This is a genomic window from Euzebyales bacterium (genome assembly GCA_036374135.1).
Taxonomy (GTDB): domain Bacteria; phylum Actinomycetota; class Nitriliruptoria; order Euzebyales; family JAHELV01; genus JAHELV01.
The window spans coordinates 129,050-146,568 of record DASUUK010000113.1; the positions used below are offsets into that span (position 1 = coordinate 129,050).

General features: G+C 71.4%; 14 protein-coding genes and 1 tRNA gene. 10 read left to right on the forward strand and 5 right to left on the reverse strand.

Going from position 1 to position 17,519, the window contains the following annotated elements; genetic code table 11:
• The first annotated feature begins 189 nt into the window (after positions 1-189).
• Together tmk and VFZ70_18505 are read left to right on the forward strand one after the other, a co-directional pair.
• Positions 190-2,268, forward strand: coding sequence for a dTMP kinase (gene tmk, locus VFZ70_18500; GenBank protein HEX6257806.1), 2,079 nt, complete (start codon positions 190-192; stop codon positions 2,266-2,268).
• Positions 2,265-3,392, forward strand: coding sequence for a hypothetical protein (locus VFZ70_18505; protein HEX6257807.1), 1,128 nt, complete (start codon positions 2,265-2,267; stop codon positions 3,390-3,392). Before tmk ends, VFZ70_18505 begins: the two co-directional genes overlap by 4 nt.
• A 571-nt stretch (positions 3,393-3,963) precedes the next feature.
• Here the strand turns inward: VFZ70_18505 and VFZ70_18510 are convergent.
• Positions 3,964-4,590 carry a hypothetical protein gene (locus tag VFZ70_18510; GenBank protein HEX6257808.1) on the reverse strand — a complete coding sequence of 209 codons (627 nt, stop codon included), beginning with the start codon at positions 4,588-4,590 and terminating at the stop codon, positions 3,964-3,966.
• Between the two features lie 121 nt (positions 4,591-4,711).
• Between VFZ70_18510 and VFZ70_18515 the strand changes: the two genes are divergently transcribed.
• Positions 4,712-6,175, forward strand: coding sequence for a GuaB1 family IMP dehydrogenase-related protein (locus VFZ70_18515; GenBank protein ID HEX6257809.1), 1,464 nt, complete (start codon positions 4,712-4,714; stop codon positions 6,173-6,175).
• Between the two features lie 34 nt (positions 6,176-6,209).
• A complete protein-coding gene (locus VFZ70_18520) occupies positions 6,210-6,917 on the forward strand; it encodes a VOC family protein (GenBank protein ID HEX6257810.1) in 708 nt (235 codons plus the stop codon).
• Between the two features lie 5 nt (positions 6,918-6,922).
• Here VFZ70_18520 and VFZ70_18525 read toward each other — a convergent pair whose 3' ends face one another.
• Positions 6,923-7,183, reverse strand: a complete 261-nt coding sequence (locus VFZ70_18525; protein HEX6257811.1) for a hypothetical protein — start codon at positions 7,181-7,183, stop codon at positions 6,923-6,925.
• A 137-nt stretch (positions 7,184-7,320) separates the two neighbouring features.
• Positions 7,321-8,256 carry a hypothetical protein gene (locus VFZ70_18530; GenBank protein ID HEX6257812.1) on the reverse strand — a complete coding sequence of 312 codons (936 nt, stop codon included), beginning with the start codon at positions 8,254-8,256 and terminating at the stop codon, positions 7,321-7,323.
• A gap of 299 nt (positions 8,257-8,555) precedes the next feature.
• Between VFZ70_18530 and VFZ70_18535 the strand changes: the two genes are divergently transcribed.
• Both VFZ70_18535 and VFZ70_18540 read left to right on the forward strand, forming a co-directional pair.
• Positions 8,556-9,218 (forward strand): NAD(P)H-binding protein, encoded by a 663-nt coding sequence (locus tag VFZ70_18535; protein HEX6257813.1) that lies wholly within the window; start codon positions 8,556-8,558, stop codon positions 9,216-9,218.
• A 6-nt stretch (positions 9,219-9,224) separates the two neighbouring features.
• Entirely contained in the window at positions 9,225-9,479 is a 255-nt protein-coding gene (locus VFZ70_18540; protein HEX6257814.1) for a DUF2277 domain-containing protein, read from the forward strand.
• 58 nt (positions 9,480-9,537) lie between these two features.
• Here the strand turns inward: VFZ70_18540 and VFZ70_18545 are convergent, their stop codons facing one another.
• Positions 9,538-10,290 (reverse strand): DUF427 domain-containing protein, encoded by a 753-nt coding sequence (locus VFZ70_18545; GenBank protein ID HEX6257815.1) that lies wholly within the window; start codon positions 10,288-10,290, stop codon positions 9,538-9,540.
• A 393-nt stretch (positions 10,291-10,683) separates the two neighbouring features.
• On the opposite strand from VFZ70_18545, the gene VFZ70_18550 reads away from it, so the two are divergent.
• The 4 genes from VFZ70_18550 (at position 10,684) to VFZ70_18565 (ending at position 17,053) form a co-directional block, all read left to right on the forward strand.
• A complete protein-coding gene (locus tag VFZ70_18550) occupies positions 10,684-11,325 on the forward strand; it encodes a L,D-transpeptidase family protein (GenBank protein ID HEX6257816.1) in 642 nt (213 codons plus the stop codon).
• 156 nt (positions 11,326-11,481) lie between these two features.
• On the forward strand, positions 11,482-14,151 hold the full coding sequence (locus tag VFZ70_18555; GenBank protein ID HEX6257817.1) for a GNAT family N-acetyltransferase: 2,670 nt from the start codon (positions 11,482-11,484) through the stop codon (positions 14,149-14,151).
• A 905-nt stretch (positions 14,152-15,056) separates the two neighbouring features.
• Complete coding sequence (locus VFZ70_18560; protein HEX6257818.1) at positions 15,057-16,586, forward strand: M28 family metallopeptidase; 1,530 nt, start codon at positions 15,057-15,059, stop codon at positions 16,584-16,586.
• 391 nt (positions 16,587-16,977) lie between these two features.
• Positions 16,978-17,053: transfer RNA gene (locus tag VFZ70_18565), tRNA-Thr, on the forward strand.
• A gap of 162 nt (positions 17,054-17,215) precedes the next feature.
• On the opposite strand, the gene VFZ70_18570 is transcribed toward VFZ70_18565, so the two are convergent.
• The coding region (locus VFZ70_18570) for a hypothetical protein (protein ID HEX6257819.1) at positions 17,216-17,519 on the reverse strand (304 nt) is incomplete at its 5' end.

Genomic DNA, 17,519 nt, shown 5'->3' on the forward strand with positions numbered 1-17,519 from the left:
TGTCACGCCTGGACATCAGCGATCGCCATGATCGGACACAGCACACGGCGGCGTCAACGCCCCCAGCTGCCCGCGGCCGGGAGGACTGGCCGGCCCAGCGGGGCGCGGGCCATGCACGAACATGCGTGCCTGCCGCTACGCTGCTGGGACGGCGCGAGGCGCCGGAACGAGAGGAGCGCCACCGACGTCATGGCCGCCGGTCCAGCGATGAGCGGGGCCGGGCAGACCGACCCGAGGTACCTGCGCAGCCCCGCAACGGTCGCGTCCTACCGGTCGCTGCTCGCCAACCGCAACTATCGCTTCTGGTTCTTCGCAGCCCTGATCACAAGCCTCGGGGACTGGGCCGGGCTGTTCGCGCTGCAGACGCTCGTGGTCAGCGTCGCAGAGAGCAGCCGGGTGCAGTTGTTCAGCCTGGGCGGCATCATGATGGCCCGCCTCGTGCCGAGCCTGCTGGTCGGCCCGGTCGCCGGCGTGCTCGCCGACCGCTATCCCCGGCGGCGGCTGATGACGATCGTCGACGTGGCCCGCGGCACGTTGTTCTGTGTCATGGCGTTCTCCGGCGACCTGGTCGCGATCTTCGCGCTGACGTTCCTGATCGAGACGCTCGCGCTGCTGTTCATGTCCGCCAAGGACGCGATGCTGCCGGCGCTGATCGACAGGTCGGAGCTGACCCAGGCCAACCAGCTCAACTTCCTGGTCACGTACGGCCCGCTGCCGTTCGGCGCGGCGCTCGCGGCCGCGATGGTCGGCCTCGTGACGTTGCTGCCCGACTCGTTGCTGACGACCGAGCCCGTGCGTGCGGTGCTGGTGCTCGACGGGATGACGTTCTTCGTCTCGGCCCTGTTCGTTTCGCGCATCCACCCGCCGGACGGAGCGGACAGCCCGGTCCGCGAGGTCGACGAGGACGGCGACTCGCCGGGCATGTACGCCGAGGTGCGTGAGGGACTGCAGGCGATCGCCGACGAGCCGCTGGTGTACGCGCTGGTCACCGGCGTCACAGGGGTGTTCTTCGGCGCGGCGATCGTCGTGACCATCGGTCCCGTGTTCGTCGACAGCGTGCTCGGTCGGCCCGAGGGTGACTGGTTCACGATGGTCACGGCGGTCGGCGGGGGTCTGATCGTCGGCATCCTCGCGGTACCGGTGCTCACCAACCGGTTCCGCACCGAAAGGGTCTACCCGATCGGTCTCGTGCTGACGTCGCTGGCTGCGACGGTGCTGGCCGTCAACAACGACTGGATCACGACGCTGCTGCTGGGGGCGGCGCTCGGCGCGTTCGCCGGACTGACGGTCGTCACCGGCTACACCCTGCTGCACGCCTACACCGCCGACGAGAGCCGGGGTCGCACGTTCGCGTCGTTCTACACCGCCACCCGGGTGGCGACGTTCGCGGCGCTGGCGCTGGCGCCGTTCCTCGCAGGGTCGATCGAGGTCATCAACATCGGCATCGCCGGGACCGGCGATGCCGCGGCGTCGGTGACGCTGTCGGGGCCACGCATCACCATGCTGCTCGGTGGCCTGGTCGCACTCTGGTTCTCGCTGCGATCGGCGCGGGCCATCTGGCGCGCGGCAGGTCCGAACGAACCGGTCGAGCCCGCGTCCGCTGCGACCGACGGCCTGCTCATCGCGTTCGAGGGTGTCGAGGGTTCCGGCAAGACGACGCAGGCTGCGCGCCTCACCGAGCACCTCGGCGCACGCGGTGTCGACGTCGTCTCGACCCGCGAGCCCGGTGGCACGCCTGCGGCCGAGGCGATCCGCGAGATCCTGCTCGCACGCGAGGGCGACGCCCTCGACGACCGAGCCGAGGCGCTGCTGTATGCGGCCGCGAGAGCCGAGCACGTCACGCAGGTGATCGCGCCGGCGCTGCGACGTGGCGCCGTCGTGGTGTCCGACCGCTACGTGGACAGTTCGCTGGCCTACCAGGGACACGGACGCGGACTGGAGATCAGCGCCCTCGCCGACGTCAACCGGTGGGCGACGGGTGGGACCCGCGCCGACCTGGTGGTGCTGCTCGACCTGCCCGCGTCCGACGGTCTGGAGCGGGCGCGCCGTCGCCGTGGGGTGGACGCGGCCGACCGGCTGGAGGGGCAGCCCCAGGATTTCCACGAGCGGGTCGCCGCCGGGTTCGCCGCGCTCGCGAAGGAGGAGCCCGACCGGTTCGTCGTCATCGACGCGACCGGTGACATCGATGAGGTGGCCGCTCAGGTGGCCGCCGTCGTGGACGCGCGCCTGGGCCTGGAGGCGCCCGAACCCGTGGAGGAACCGTCGTGACGATCTGGGACGTGCCGGGGCAACGGCGCCCCGCCGACGCGTTGCGCGATGCCGTGGCGGCGGACCGCGTCGGGCACGCGTGGGCCGTCGTCGGTCCGACCGGCGTCGGGCAGCAGGAGCTCGCACGGTCCCTCGCGGCGGCGCTCAACTGCACGGTCGCGCCGACCGGGTGCGGGGCGTGCTCGTCGTGTGCCCGCAGCCTGCGCGGCGCGCATCCCGCGTACTGGGAGTTCGCGCCGGTCGGGGCCGTCCACCGCGTCGGCGACGTGCGCGAGTCATGGACGCACGTGGCGTCGCGGACCGCGGCCGAGGGCCGCTACAAGGTGCTGCGGATCATCGACGCCGACCGCATGAACGAGGCGGCCGCCAACGCGTTTCTCAAGATGCTGGAGGAACCACCGCCGCGGACGGTGTGGCTGATCGAGCTCGCCGATCCTGACGAACTGCCCGACACGATCCTGTCGCGCTGTCGTGAGGTCCGGGTGTCACCGTGGGACCGGGACACGATGGCGGAGCTCGCGGCCACGGTGGAGACGCGTTCGGCGCAGGACCGCGACCTCGCCGTGCGTGCGGCGACCGGGTCGCCGGCACGGCTGCGCGCCCTGCTCACGGCGCAGGGCATCGATGACCTCAAGCGGCACCGCAGCATACCGCGTGAGCTCCGCGGGCAGGGTCCGGGATTCGCACTGATCGCGGCCGCCGATCTCGACAACGAGATGAAGCGCGCCGTCGCCGATGTGCGGGAGGACGCCAAGCGCGAACGGGCGCAGCTGGCCGAGTTCTACGGTGATGCGCCGCCCCGCGACGTGGTCCGCCAGGTGGAGCAGCGGGCGACGCGTCGCGAGCGGGAGACCCGGACCGTCGTGGCACAGACGGCGCTGGACGACCTCGCCTGCTGGTACCGCGACGTCCTGCTGGTCCGCCGTGGCGCCGACCCGGACGTCGCCATCCACGCCGATGACCCGGACGGCCTGCGCGCGGACGCGGCAGAGCTGTCCGAGCGCGCCCTGCTGGCGTCGATCGACACGCTGTTCGCGCGCCGCGAGGAGCTCGAGCTCAACGTCGCGATGACGCTCGCCGTCGAGTCGCTGCTGCTGGACCTGTGGTCGCTCGCGGCCGCCTGATCCTGCACCCACCACGCCAACGGACAACCACCTTCAGCGCCAGATCACGAGGTGGTTGTCCGATGCTGGCGTGAACGGGTCATTTGACAACCACCCCGGTGCCGGACGCCCACCCCGCGAAGGGGCAACCACCTTTGGTGCCCGATGACGAGGTGGTTGTCCGATGCTGGCGTTGACGCGTGATTCGACAACCACCCTGTGCCGGGACGCCCACGGGCGATCCGACGCACCCGGACGCCGTCAGGAAGTGGGTGCAGCAGCCCCCCGTCCAGCCGTCGGGTGCGTGGACGAGTGCCAGCCGAGAGTCCTGCGTGACGCCCAGCCCCGCGTGCGGGGTGGACGTGGAGCCGGCCGACGACGATGCCATGGGTGCTGCCTGACGGTCGGGGCGCGGCGCGCGTCACCCCGCGCCCCGACCGTCTGCCGGTCGGCGGCCTGGCCCCAGAACCCGTTCGGGAGGCCGGGGATCCACGGCAGGACGAATGGCACGGTGGCGACGCCCAGGATCGCGGCGAGCGTGCGGCAGTTCTTGTACCAGGGGGATGGACCGGGGGTTGGACCGCGGTGCGGTCTAGGGTGACGTCGCGGGCTCGCTGGCTCCCTCGAGCGTGGTCTCGGTCGCCGACGACTCGATCGATTCGCTCGGCTCCTCGGACGGCGTCGGTGACGGTTCCGGCGTCGGTTCGGGCTCGGGTGCCGGCTTGGGGTCCTTGTCTGGTCCACCAGGTTCGGGATGTGGCGGCTTGTCCGGCTTGTCGCGCGTGCCGTCCTGGTCGCTCGTCGTCGAGGTGGTCCGTGTCGTCGACTGCGACGTCGAGTCCGACGCCGTTCCCGTCGACGGCGTGCGCGTGGTCGTCGATCCGCGACGGACCGTGGCCGTGACGCGCGACGGCGCGGATGCGTCGTCGTCCTCGCCCACCGGGTCCTCGGGCACCGGGCTGGCCGTCACGACCGTCTGGGGCTCGTCGCTGATCCCGGCATCGCCCACGCGACGTGGTTGGCCGAGGCCGGTCGTCGTCTGTGGCCATGCCGGCTCGGCCGCGGCCTCCGACGGCGGCTCGAGGTCCGACGAGGGGCGAAATGGCGCGAGGTCACTCTGCAGTTGCAGGCTGCGAGCAATGACCACCATCGACGCGAACACCACGACGCTCGTGAAGAACACGGCGGTGGCGCGCACGCTGAACTTCGTCGCCCGCATCAGGCGCAACACTATTGCATCACGGGCGTCCGTACGCATTTCGCACGTGTCCCGTAGATACGCCCCCGGGCGGGTGGACACGAGCGGCGGCATCGGCTACGGCCGTGCCAGGATGGAGGTGTTGACCACCCGCGATGATCGGCCGGCGGTGCGCTACCTGCAGGGCCATGTGCCCACCCACGACCTGACGTTCGACGACGCCTTCCTGGTGCCGAACCGGTCCGACGTCGGCTCCCGGCTCGACGTCGACCTGTCCACGGTGGACGGCTCCGGCACGACGATCCCGGTGGTGACCGCCAACATGACGGCCGTGTCAGGCCGTCGGATGGCCGAGACGGTGGCGCGGCGTGGCGGCATCGCGATCATCCCCCAGGACATCCCCGACGAGATCGTGACCGACGTCATCGCCACCCACAAGCGCCGCCATCCGGTGTTCGAGACACCGATCACCCTCGAACGGCACGACACGGTGGGTGCCGCGCTCGCGCTGCTACCCAAGCGCGCCCACGATGCGGTGGTCATCACTGAGCAGGGCGTACCGGTGGGCATCGTGACGTCGGCCGACTGCGTCGACGTCGACCGCTTCGCGCAACTCGACACGGTGATGTCGACCGGCGTGGTCACCGTGCCCGACACCATCGCTCCCGCGGAGGGGTTCCGCCGGCTCGCCGACGCCCGCCGCCGTGTCGCGCCGGTCGTCGACGCTGACGGCCAGTTGGCCGGCGTGCTCACACGGTCGGGGGCCGTTCGTTCGACGTTGTACGACCCGGCGCTCGACGCCGGTGGCCGCCTGCGCGTCGGCGCCGCGATCGGCATCGGCTCCGCGGCGGGCGAGCGCGCCAAGCTGCTGCTCGACGCCGGCGTCGACGTGCTGGTCGTCGACACCGCGCACGGACACCAGGAGCGCATGCTGACGGCGGTGGCCGAGGTGCGGGCGCTCGATCCGCCGGTCCCCGTGGTGGCCGGCAACGTCGTGACGGTCGAAGGCACGCGCGATCTCATCGCTGCCGGCGCCGACATCGTCAAGGTCGGTGTCGGGCCGGGCGCGATGTGCACCACGCGCGTGACGACGGGCGTCGGTCGTCCGCAGCTGTCTGCGATCGTCGACTGCGCCGCCGAGGCCCGCCGGCTCGGTGGCCACGTGTGGGCCGACGGCGGCATCCGCACCCCCCGTGACGTGGCGCTGGCGCTCGCCGCCGGTGCCGGCAACGTCATGATCGGGTCGTGGCTGGTCGGCACCCACGAGTCCCCGGGGGATCTCGAGCACGACCCCGACGGACGCCCCTACAAGGTCAGCTTCGGCATGGCGTCCGCGAGAGCCGTGGACCGTCGCACGGCGGGCGAGGACGCACTGCAGCGCGCCCGCAAGCAGTTCTTCGAGGAGGGGATCTCGTCGGCGCGGATGTACCTCGACGCGCTGCGGCCCGGTGTCGAGGACCTGCTCGACTCGATCACCGCAGGTGTGCGCAGCGCGTGCTCATACGCGGGCGCGGCGACCCTCGAACAGCTGCACGAACGCGCGGTGCTCGGGATCCAGACGCGCTCGGGGTTCGCCGAGGGGCAGGCGCTGCCGAGCGGCTGGTAGCGTCCTCGCGCCGCACCCCGTCAAAGGATCCGCCGTGGCCGACGCGCTGGACGTCACACTCGACCACGTCGCGATCGCCGTCGCCGACGTCGACGTCGCGCTCGCCCACTGGCGTGACGCGGTGGGTGGCGGCATGGTCGTCTGCGAGACCTACGAGCTGTTCACGTACGCGCAGGTGCGGATGGCCGGCGGGGGCAAGCTCGAGCTGCTCGGGCCACCGCCGGAGGGCGGTGGGTTCGTGCCGCCGTTCCTGGACCGGTTCGGCCCGACGATCCATCACGTGACCCTCAAGGTCAACGACCTTCCGGTGGCCATCGCGACGGTGCGCGCGGGGGGCCACGACGTGGTCGACGTGCAGGACACGTCGCCGTGGTGGCGCGAGGGGTTCCTGCGGCCCAGCCAGGTCGGCGGCCTCATCGTGCAGCTCGCGTGGGCCGCCGAGGACGACGCCGCGCTGGCCGTCCGTCTGGGTCTCACCGCATCACCTCCGCGCCCGTCGGCGCCGCGGCTGCTCGGACCGACCTTGCGCCATCCGGACCTCGACGCCGCGGCCCGGCTGTGGACGTTGCTGGGCGCCGCCGTCGATCGCGCCGGCCCCCGGCTGGTGTGCCGCTGGACCGACAGTCCGCTGGATGTCGTCGTCGAGTCGGGTGCACCGGCCGGTCCCGCTGCGCTCCGCCTGTCCGGTGTGGTCCCACCGATGCCCGCCGCCCTCGGATCCCCCCCGCTCGATGTGAGCTGAAGGATTCAGCGGCGCCGGCGCGCACGCGGGGCGGCCGCTTCCGCGGCGTGCGCGGTCGTCGTTGTCACCGGCGTGACGTGCGCGGCATCGTGGTCGAGCTGGGATGTCGGCAGCACGAAGTGGTGCCGCGCCACGCACCGCACGGCGGCGTGCTCGATCGGACCGTCCGTGCTCTCGAGCACGGTGCGGCGCACGATCTCCGCCGGTGCGGCGCACTGCGGGCACGCGGTCAGCTGAGGCATCGGCAGGATGCGGGTGTCGTCCATCGCGATCACGCTCTTCGCCGGGTGCGGCGCGGGAACCCCCCGCGTCGTCACCAGAACAGAGCAGCGACGTTGCGTCCTGATAGCCCCGATGTCGCAGGTGTGGCACAGATCAGGGCGGATCGCGCCCGGGGACCCTGTCAGTTGAGGGCATCGAGTTCCTGCTGCGCGGCCTCGAGCTCGTCGGCGGACCGTCGTGCGGACTGCTCGGCCTCGACCGCGCGTGTCCGGGCGGTGGCGGCGCGGTCGGCGCGCTCGTCGGCGTCGCGTCGCAGTCGGCGGGCCTTGTCCTCCGCCGCGGTCGCGGTCTGGTCGGCAGCGGTGGCGCGTGCCGCGGCCCGCTCGGCCTCGGCGGCCGCGCGGTCCGCCTCCTGCCGCGCATCGGCCAGGCGTCGACGCGCATCCGAGACCGCTCGGATCGCGTGGCGACGCGCCAGCGCTGCCTCCTGCCGTGCAGCGTCGGCCGCGGCCTCGTCGTCTGTCGGCTCGGCGGCCGCGGAACCGACGTCGCCGGCGTTGGACGGCGCGGCGTCCGGCGTCCCGACCGCGGGTTCGACGTTCGCGAGCACGGTCAGTCCCTCGAGGGCGTCGAAGTCCGACGACACGGGCAGTGCCTGGGACAGCCGGGCCTCGCGCACGCGTGCTGCCGCCGCATCGTCGGCGGATGCCGCGTCGAAGGTCGCGACGATGTCGCCACGCTGGGCGCTGGAGGCCACGCCGTGCTCGTCCAGGATCCGTGTGGCACGGTCGGACAGGCGCTCGATCTGCTCACGCCGCCGGCGGGTCGCGTCACGCATCCCACCCGGGACGCCCGACAGCGCGCGGCGCTGGGCGGTGCGCACGGCCGCACCCGCCGCCAGCAGTTCCTCGAACTCGTCCGCGTGCGCCCGGACGGTCTGGTTCACCGCCCAGGCCGCCGCCGTCGGCCGCCGCAGTGCCGCGACCTGCGTGGCCAGCTCGCGCAGCCCGTCGGCGCGCAACTGGCGGACCAGTGCGTTACGGGTCGCCGTGAACTCCTCCGGTGCGAGTGCGAACAGCTCGTCGATCCGGGGGTCGTCGTCGGGCATCTCGGTCACTGCGTCTCCGTGGGTCGGGCCGCCCGTGTGCCTCGCCGGCAGCGTACGCCCATGCCGCCGCGCCGGTCACACACGCGCCGCGGTCGACACCCGCGGGCGCGTGGTGCCGGACGCGAAGACCATCAGCGGCGTCGGCGAGTTGGTCGTCGTCGAGGACACCGAGGGCAACGTCGTCGGGGCGATCCGGTTCGACGCGGACATCGCGTGACGGTGGTGTCGACGAGCGTGTCCGGACGTTGCCACCCTGCCGAGTGGGTATCGTGCACGGGTCCGACCCGCTGATCGTGAGGAGACTCCCCGTGGACGTCGTGATCGCCGGAGGGCACGGCCAGATCGCCCTGCACCTCAGCCGCCTGCTGTCCGAGCGGGGTGACACCGTGCGCGGCATCATCCGCGCCGCCGAGCAGCAGGACGACCTGGCCGAGGTCGGCGCCTCCGGTGTGGTCCTCGACCTCGAACGGGCACCGGTCGTCGAACTGGCCGATGCCGTCGCGGGAGCCGACGCCGTCGTGTTCGCCGCCGGGGCGGGCCCCGGCAGTGGCGCCGCCCGCAAGGAGACGGTCGACTACGAGGCGGCGGTCAAGCTGCGCGACGCGGCTGCGCATGCCGGCGTCGGCAGGTACGTGATGATCAGCGCGATGGGCACCGACGACCCGCCGGACGGCGACAGTGTGTTCGAGGTCTACCTGCGGGCCAAGGCACGCGCCGACCGGGCGGTGATGGACAGCGACCTGGCGTGGACGATCGTGCGCCCGGGTCGGCTGACCGGCGACGACGGGACCGGGCGGGTGAAGCTCGCGCGGCATGTCGACCGCGGCGAGATCCCGCGCGCCGACGTCGCGGCGGTGGTCCTGGCCGCGCTCGACCGCGACGCGACGGCCGGGCACATCGTCGAGGTGGTCGGCGGCGACACGCCGATCCCGGACGCGCTGGAGGCGGCCACCGGGCACGGAGAGGGGTGAGCGTCCATGTGTCGGAGCATCCAGCAGCTGCGCGGGGCGGAGCCGCCCGCGACGGACACAGAGATCCGTGACGCGGCGCTGCAGTACGTCCGCAAGATCAGCGGCTACCGCGCGCCGTCGCAGGCCAACGCCGAGGCGTTCGAGGCGGCCGTCGACGAGATCGCCCGGGTCACCGACCGCCTGCTCGACGCACTGGTCGTCGCCCCGGGATCCAAGCCCGCGGTGCCGGTGCAGCGCCGGCTGAGGGCGGCGCGGAGCTGAGCCGGCTGCGCACGCAGGCGTGGGGTCGTGGCCGGACGATCCCGCCTCGACAGGTGGATCAGCTGAACGGCGTCTGCGGGCGTTGGAGTCGTTCGCCGTCGACCGTGAGGTCGACGCGCTCGTTGTAGAAGCACACCAGGCCGGCGATCGCCGCGCTCTCGTGCGTGGGGTGGCGGTACCACCACGCGGCGTTGCCGTGGGTCGTCCCGTCGACGGTCACCGCGTAGTACTCGGCCGTGCCCTTGTACGGGCACCGGGTCGTGTGGTCCGTCGGCGTCAGCAGGTCCATGCGCACGTCGGTCTTGGGCAGGTAGTAGCGCGTGGGAAGTGACGTCTCGAACAGCAATGTCGGCCGGCGGCTGTCGGCCACCACCGTCCCGTCGATCTCGACGACGACGTGGCGATCGCTTGCCAGCGTGTCGATGCGCTTGTAGGGATCGCGTGGGTGCACGTACGCCTGTTCGGACTCTTCGAACCACGCGTCCATGTCCGACCACTGCAGGCGGACGGTGCCCGCGAGTTGCTTCACCGGCGGATCTTCCAGCACGAGTGCCGCGCCGGCGGCGGTGCGGTCGCCCACGACGACGTCGTGGATCGCCGCTTCGACGCCGTCGATCCGTGACGCTGTCCGGCCCGTGTCGCGCAGCACGCCGGCGCGCACGTCGTCCAGCGGCAGGTAGTAGGTGGGGTACCAGGGGCCCTCCCACACGAGCAGGGCGCCGGTCGTGTCGACGATGTAGGTGCCGCCCAGCAACACTCGGACGCGTTTCGGGCTGAGCTCGATCCTGATGTCGTCCGTGGTCTCGTCCACAGGTGCCTCCACTGTCGTCTGAAGGGGCAAACACTGCGACGTCGCAGCGCATTCCGGCGGTGTTGCGCACGGCGGATGCGCGGCTGACCCGCGCATGCCGACGGCTCGCCGCCGTCGGTTCGCGAAGTGCGCCGACTTGCGGCATGCTGTGGTGGTGCGCGGCCGGATCCGACCCGTTCGGAGGTCGCCGGTCCACGGGGCGGCGCGCACGTCGCCATGTGTGACGACAACTGAGTTCGGCACCCGGCGGGGCCGTGAGGGGGCCGGGCACATCAACATGTCCATGTACACGCGGAGTCTCGGAGCCAGACGATGGAAGCACGCATCCCTACGGCGCAGCACAGGTTGTCCACCATGACAGGCGTCGGTGGCGTGCTGCTGCGGTTGCTCGTGGTGTCGGCGCTGATGGTCGGTCTGATGGCCGCGGGGTCGACTCCTGCCCACGCCGACGTTGCGAAGAAGCATGTGATCGCGGTGCAGAAGAACCTGAACCGGCTGGGCATCTACGTGACGGTCGACGGCGTCGAGGGCCCCCGCACGCGTCAGGCGGTGTGCGCGGCGCGCCGGCTGATCGGCTACAGGCGGGTTTCCCGGGACCGCATCCGCTGGAAGGACGTCACGACGTTGCGCAACACCGCGTCGTTGCCAAAGCCGCGGCAGGGAAAGAACTACCTGTCGGTCGACAAGACCTGTCAGATGATGTACCAGGCCCGCTGGGGGAACTGGAAGCGGATCATCAAGGTCTCCACGGGCAAGGCGGGGCACCGCACCCCGAACGGCTCGTACACGTTCACCTGGCAGTGGCCGGGCTGGCATGACAGCAGCCAGTACCCCAGCGACTCAGGCAACGGCAACATGTACAACGCCAAGTACTTCAAGAGCGGTGGCTACGCCGTCCATGGAAGCCGGTCGGTGCCGTGGTATCCGGCGAGCCATGGCTGCGTGCGCATCACGGTCCGCACGGCCGACAAGCTGTGGAACGAGGTCAAGATCGGCTCGCCGATCTACATCTACGGCCAGAACTGGTCGCGCTGACACACGACGCGCGGGACGTCCCGCCGCGGCCGCCGGCGGCCGGTGGCCGGTGGCCAGGCGGTGCCGGCGCCCAGCGCAGTCTCTCGTGACCGCGTGTCCCCCGCATGATGGCACGCTGGGACGGGCACGGCACGCCCGACCAAGGGAGCGCCCGACATGGCCGGCCTGACGCTCGACGACTACGTCTCCGACGCCACGACCCGCGACGGACGCACGGTGCGCATCCGCCCGATCCGGGCGTCCGACCTCGACCGCATGCTCGAGATGTGGTCGCGGCTGAGCGCCGAGACCATCCGCATGCGCTTCTTCGCGCCGATGCACATGAACCGCGAGCGCATGCGCTACTTCACGGAGGTCGACTTCGACGCGCGCGTCGCGCTGGTCGCCGAGCGCGGTGAGCGCATCGTCGGCGTCGCGCGGTTCGACCGCGACCCGGACCGGACGGAGCGTGCGGAGTTCGCCGTGCTCGTCGAGGACGCCGAGCAGGGCCACGGCATCGGCACGGCACTGCTGCGGGCGCTGGCCGCCCCCGCCGACGCGCTCGGCGTCACGGAGTTCCACGGCGACGTGCTGGCCGAGAACCGACGCCTGTTGCGCGTACTTCGGGACGCCGGCCTGGCGCCCGCGGTGCACACCGACGGGTCGGTCGTCACCACCAACTTCCGCGCGACCGCGACGCAGGACTTCCTGGCCGCCGGCGACGAGCACGACCGCGAGGCGGCGGTCGCGGCGCTGCGCAGCGTCCTGCAGCCCGACACCATCGCCGTCGTCGGTGCCAGCCGCGATCCGTCGACGATCGGCGGGCTGGTCTTCGACAACCTCCGGGCTGGCCGGTTCTCGGGCGCCGTGTACCCGGTCAACCACGCCGCTGACGTCGTGCAGACGGTCGCGGCCTATCCGTCGATCGCGGACTGTCCCACGACACCCGGGCTGGTCATCGTCTGCGTCCCCGCCGAGGCCGTCTGCGAGGTCGTCGAGGACGCCGGGCGCGCCGGCTGCTCCGTCGTCGTCATCGTGTCGGCTGGCTTCGGGGAGCTCGGTGAGCAGGGTCGGAAGCGTCAGGCCGACGTCCTCGAGGTCGCCCGTCGGTACGGTGTCCGCCTGATCGGACCGAACTGCATGGGCGTGCTCAACGCGGCGCCTGAGAAGCGCATGAACGCGACCTTCTCGCCGAACCTCCCCGCGGCCGGCAACGTCGGGTTCTCCAGCCAGTCGGGCGCGCTGGGGCTCGCGATCCTCGGGGCCGCGCAGCGGCTCGGCATCGGCCTGTCGACCTTCGTGAGCATGGGCAACAAGGCGGACATCTCGGGCAACGACCTCATCCAGTACTGGGAGGTTGACGACGCGACCGACGTGATCCTGCTGTACCTGGAATCCTTCGGGAACCCCGGCAAGTTCGGTCGGATCGCGCGCCGCGTCGGGCGCACCAAGCCGATCGCGGTCGTCAAGGCCGGCCGCACGTCCGCGGGCGAACGGGCGGCATCGGGACACACCGGCGCGCTCGCCGCGGGCGACCTCGCGGTCGACGCGCTGTTCCATCAGGCCGGCGTGATCCGCACCGACACGCTCGAGCAACTGTTCGACGTCTCGGTGCTGCTGTCCAACGGCCAGATCCCCGAGACCAACCGGGTCGCGATCGTAACCAACGGCGGCGGGCCCGGCATCCTTGCCGCCGACGCCGGCGAGTCCAACGGGCTCGAACTGCCGAAGCCGACGGAGCGGACGATGGCGCGCCTGCGCTCGTTCCTGCCGGACGGCGCGAGTGTGCGCAACCCTGTCGACATGATCGCATCGGCGACGGCCGAGCAGTACCGGCAGGCGGTGGAGGCGCTCGCCGACGATCCGCACATCGACACCGTGATCAGCATCTTCATCCCATCGATCGTCACGACCGCGGGCGATGTCGCGCGCGCGCTCGTGGAGGCCCGATCCCAGGTGTCGCCGGGGGTCAGCCTGCTCAGTGTGTTCATGGAGGACAGCGACGCCAGCGCGATCCTCCGGGACGCGGGGCTGCCCACCTTCCGCTACCCCGAGGACGCCGCGGTCGCCCTCGCCCGCGTCGCGCGGTACGGCCAGTGGAGTCGTCGTCCCGAGAGTGCGGTGGTCCAGGTCGAGGGCGCTGACAGCCAGGATGCGCGTACCGTCGTCGACGCTGCGCTCGAGGACGCCGACGACGTGTGGCTGGACCCGCGCAACACCGACCGCCTCCTGAAGGCCTACGGCATCGGCACGGCCAGGTTCGCGCACGTGCGGACGCCCGACGAGGCTGTCGGAGCCTGGGAGGACATCGGCGGGCCCGTCGCCGTGAAGCTCGCGGCCGCGACGCACAAGAGCGACGTCGGCGGCGTGAAGCTCGCGCTCGACAGCGCAGAGGCGGTCGAGCGGGCCGTCGCGGAGATCGATCGCAATGTCACCGGCCATGGTCGCCGCGAGCTGCTCGACGACGGCTACGTCGTGCAGGAGATGCTCCCCGAGGGCGTGGAGCTGATCGCCGGCGTCGACCACCACCCGACCTTCGGTCATCTGCTGCTGGTCGGGCTCGGCGGGTCGCTCGTGGAGCTGCTCCGTGACGTCAGCGTCCGGATCCACCCGATCACCGACCACGACGTCGATGAGATGCTGACCACCCTGCGTGGCTTCCCGCTGCTCACCGGCTACCGCGGCAGCGAACCGGTCGACCTCACGGCGGTCAAGCACCTGCTGTTCCGGCTGTCCTCGCTCGTCGAAGACGTGCCCGAGGTCCGCGAGATCGACATCAACCCCGTCTTCGCAGGACCCGACGGCGTGCGCGCCGTCGACGCCCGCATCAGGCTGAGCCGCGAGTGACGCGGGGGGCCAGCGCCTGAGTTGGTGGATGTTCCAAGCGTTCTGCACATACGTGGTCGCGACAGACGGCCAGTGCTTCGTCGGCCGGCCTTCGTCGCCGGCTGTCCGCAGCCGTGCGGGCCAACAGGCGACGGACCATGAGTCAGCGGAATCAGCCTGCCGGCGAAGCCGGTCCGCTTCGGGGCGCCCGGCGACGATTGCCGGACTCGTCGAGCGCCTCGACGCCGGTGACCGCTTCCTCGCTATGGTCGGACCGTCGAGCGCCGGCGCGTCCTCGGTCGTGCGCATCCGGTGTCACGACGACATCGGCTGAGCGCGTTGGTGGCGAGCCCAGTCCATGCCCGGGCGGTGCATCCAGCGGCGCCGGGTTGATCTCCGAGGCCGCGACGCGGGGCGGTCGCCGGCTCACAGCAGTGGCCTGTCGTGTGATGGCGCCGAGCGCTGCGCTCTTCGAGGACCTCGCCGCGGCGCCGCTGCCGGTCGCCCGCGAATACGAACCGAGCCTGGCCGCCCGGTCGGCCGCCGGCGAAGGCGCATGACGGTGGACCGTCTCGTCGGTGACGCCGGCGACCTGCTGCTCGTGATCGACCAGTTGGAGAAGCTGTTCGTCACCGGGGCGACGACGGAGGGCTGGTCGCGACGGCGGGCAGCGACGGCGTCGCTCGGCTCTGGTACCCGGCCTCCTGACCGACATCCCGGGTGCGTCGACGAATCTCATGACGTCGGGGCACATCGAACTCGCCGCGGTGGTGCTTCCGGTACACGGGTGCGGATACGATGCCCGCCTGCATCGAGACCGCGCCATCGGCGACCGTCCCGTTTCAGGGGTCACGCACGAGGGCTACGACCGCCCGTCGCCCACCGTGCGACCGAGCTCATTCAGATTGCTGCTGCGAAAGGCGTTGATGATGCTCAGAACCAGGTTGCTCGCGTTGGCCGCGATGATGGTGGTGATGGCGGCTGTGGCCGCCCCCTCGATCGCGGCCGTTCCCACAGACACCGCCAACCTGCGCGAGGCCGTCACACTGGACGGCGTACGCGCCCACCAGTTGGCGCTCCAGCAGATCGCCGACGCGAACGGCGGCACGAGGGCCAGCGGCACGCCCGGGTATGACGCCTCGGCCGATTACGTCCAGGGGGTGCTCGAGGACGCGGGCTACACCGTCGAGCAGCAGGAGTTCGAGTACGAGTTCTTCGTGGTCGACGAGGATCCAGTTCTCGACCCGGTGACCCCGGACCTCCCCGCGTACGAGCCCGGCACCGACATCGACGTCATGGAGTACTCCGGTGCCGGTGACGTCACGGCCCCGGTGACGCCCGTCGACCTGGTGCTGCCGCCGGGATCGCAGGCGAACACGTCGACCAGCGGCTGTGAGGCCTCGGACTTCGACGGCTTCCCCGAGGGCAACATCGCGCTGATCCAGCGCGGCACCTGCTTCTTCCGTGACAAGGCCGACAACGCCGCTGCGGCCGGCGCCAGCGCGGCGATCATCTTCAACGAGGGTCAGGAGGGCCGCACCGATTTGATCATCGGCACCCTCGACCCTCCGCAGGCCGCGATCCCGGTGCTCGACGCCACATTCGCCGTCGGCAGCGAGCTGGCCGGATTGGCCGCGGACGGTGAACTGATCGTCCGAGCGGCTGCCTTCACCCACGTGGAGGAGCGCACCACGTCCAATGTGATCGCCGACTCGCCGTCGGGGCGCACCGACCGCACGCTGATGGTCGGCGCACACCTCGACTCCGTCGACGAGGGTCCGGGCATCAACGACAACGGCTCCGGTACGGCTGCCATCCTCGAGACCGCCGCCCAGATGGCTGATCTCGGTATCGAGCCGCGCAACGCGGTCCGCTTCGCGTTCTGGGGCGCCGAGGAGTCGGGCCTGATCGGGTCGCAGCGCTACGTCGACACCCTCACGCGCCAAGAGCTCAATGACGTCGAGGCCTACCTCAACTTCGACATGGTGGGCTCGCCGAACTTCGTGCGCTTCGTGTACGACGGCGACGGTTCGGCATTCGGCGTCAAGGGCCCGAGCGGCAGTGGCCACATCGAGGCCACGTTCGTCGACTTCTTCGCATCACTGGGCCTGGAGTCCGAGCCGACCGAGTTCGACGGTCGGTCCGACTACGACGCCTTCATCAACGCGGGCATCCCCGCCGGTGGCCTGTTCACCGGGGCGGAGGGCATCAAGACCGAGGAGCAGGCGGCAATCTACGGCGGTACCGCAGGTGTGGCGTACGACCCGTGCTACCACCTCGCGTGCGACACGTACGACAACAACAGCGACGTGGGACTCGATCAGATGTCCGACGCCATCGCGCACGCCACGCTTGTGTACGCGATGACCACGTCGAGCGTCAACGGGACCGGCAAGGCATCCGGGCAGGCGGCCACGGCCCAGTCGGAGTTCCACGGCACCCACCGCATCCGCTGACGGAGTTCGGGAAGTACCGCGGGGACGCTCGGGGCGTCCCCGCGGTACTCGCTCATCATGGCCACGCCCTTGCCGCCGTCGGGACGGCAGCCCATCGTCTGTGACATGCGGCCGGTGGGTGGGCGCCGTCGGTTGTCGGTCCGCCGGTGAAGTGCGACGACACGGGGCCGGTGGCGGGGGCGCCGTCGGTTGTCGGTCCGCCGGTGAAATGCGATACGGGGCCGGTGGCGGGGCGCCGCTGGTGCCCGTCCGCGGCAGTCGACGCCACAGCAGTCGGCACCGGCGAATCCGGCGAGACCCGTCTATGCTGTTGACCTGCTGCGGCCCACGGCCTCGCTGTCTGGTCCGCAGATGCACATGGGTCCGCGACCACGCTGGTCGGGGCTCATCCGCCGGGATAGCTCAGTCGGCAGAGCGGCTCACTCGTAATGAGCAGGTCCGGGGTTCGATTCCCCGTCCCGGCTCCACCACTTGACCAGGCATTTCGCCCGACTTCGCGGGCTGACCAGGCAAAACGCGGGATCTGGCCGACCGGTGGCCGTTGCCACTAGTAGCCGGTGATTGCCGGGTGATTGCCACCGCCGTTGGCAACAGCGTGTCAACAGTCTGGCCTGGCGCGGTCGCATCGGTCATGTGGCGGGCGTCCGGACCGTGGCCGCGACCGCGTCCGCGAGCTCGTCAAGGACCAGGGGGTCGTAGTGCTCGGTGATGTGGTTGACGTTCCACAGACCAGACGAGCGGATCTGTGGGGCGCGTGCGTGGCGGCCGAGCCAGCCGGGCGAGGGCGGGTCGATCGGCTCGCGGTCGTGGTTGCTGAGCAGCGCGATGCAGTTGCGTTCGAGGTAGCCACGGAGGCTGTCGGGCCCCGAACGCGGGCGTCCCACGACGCCTCGCGCTCGCGGATGGGACGGGCGGCGCTGGAACCGGACGCCC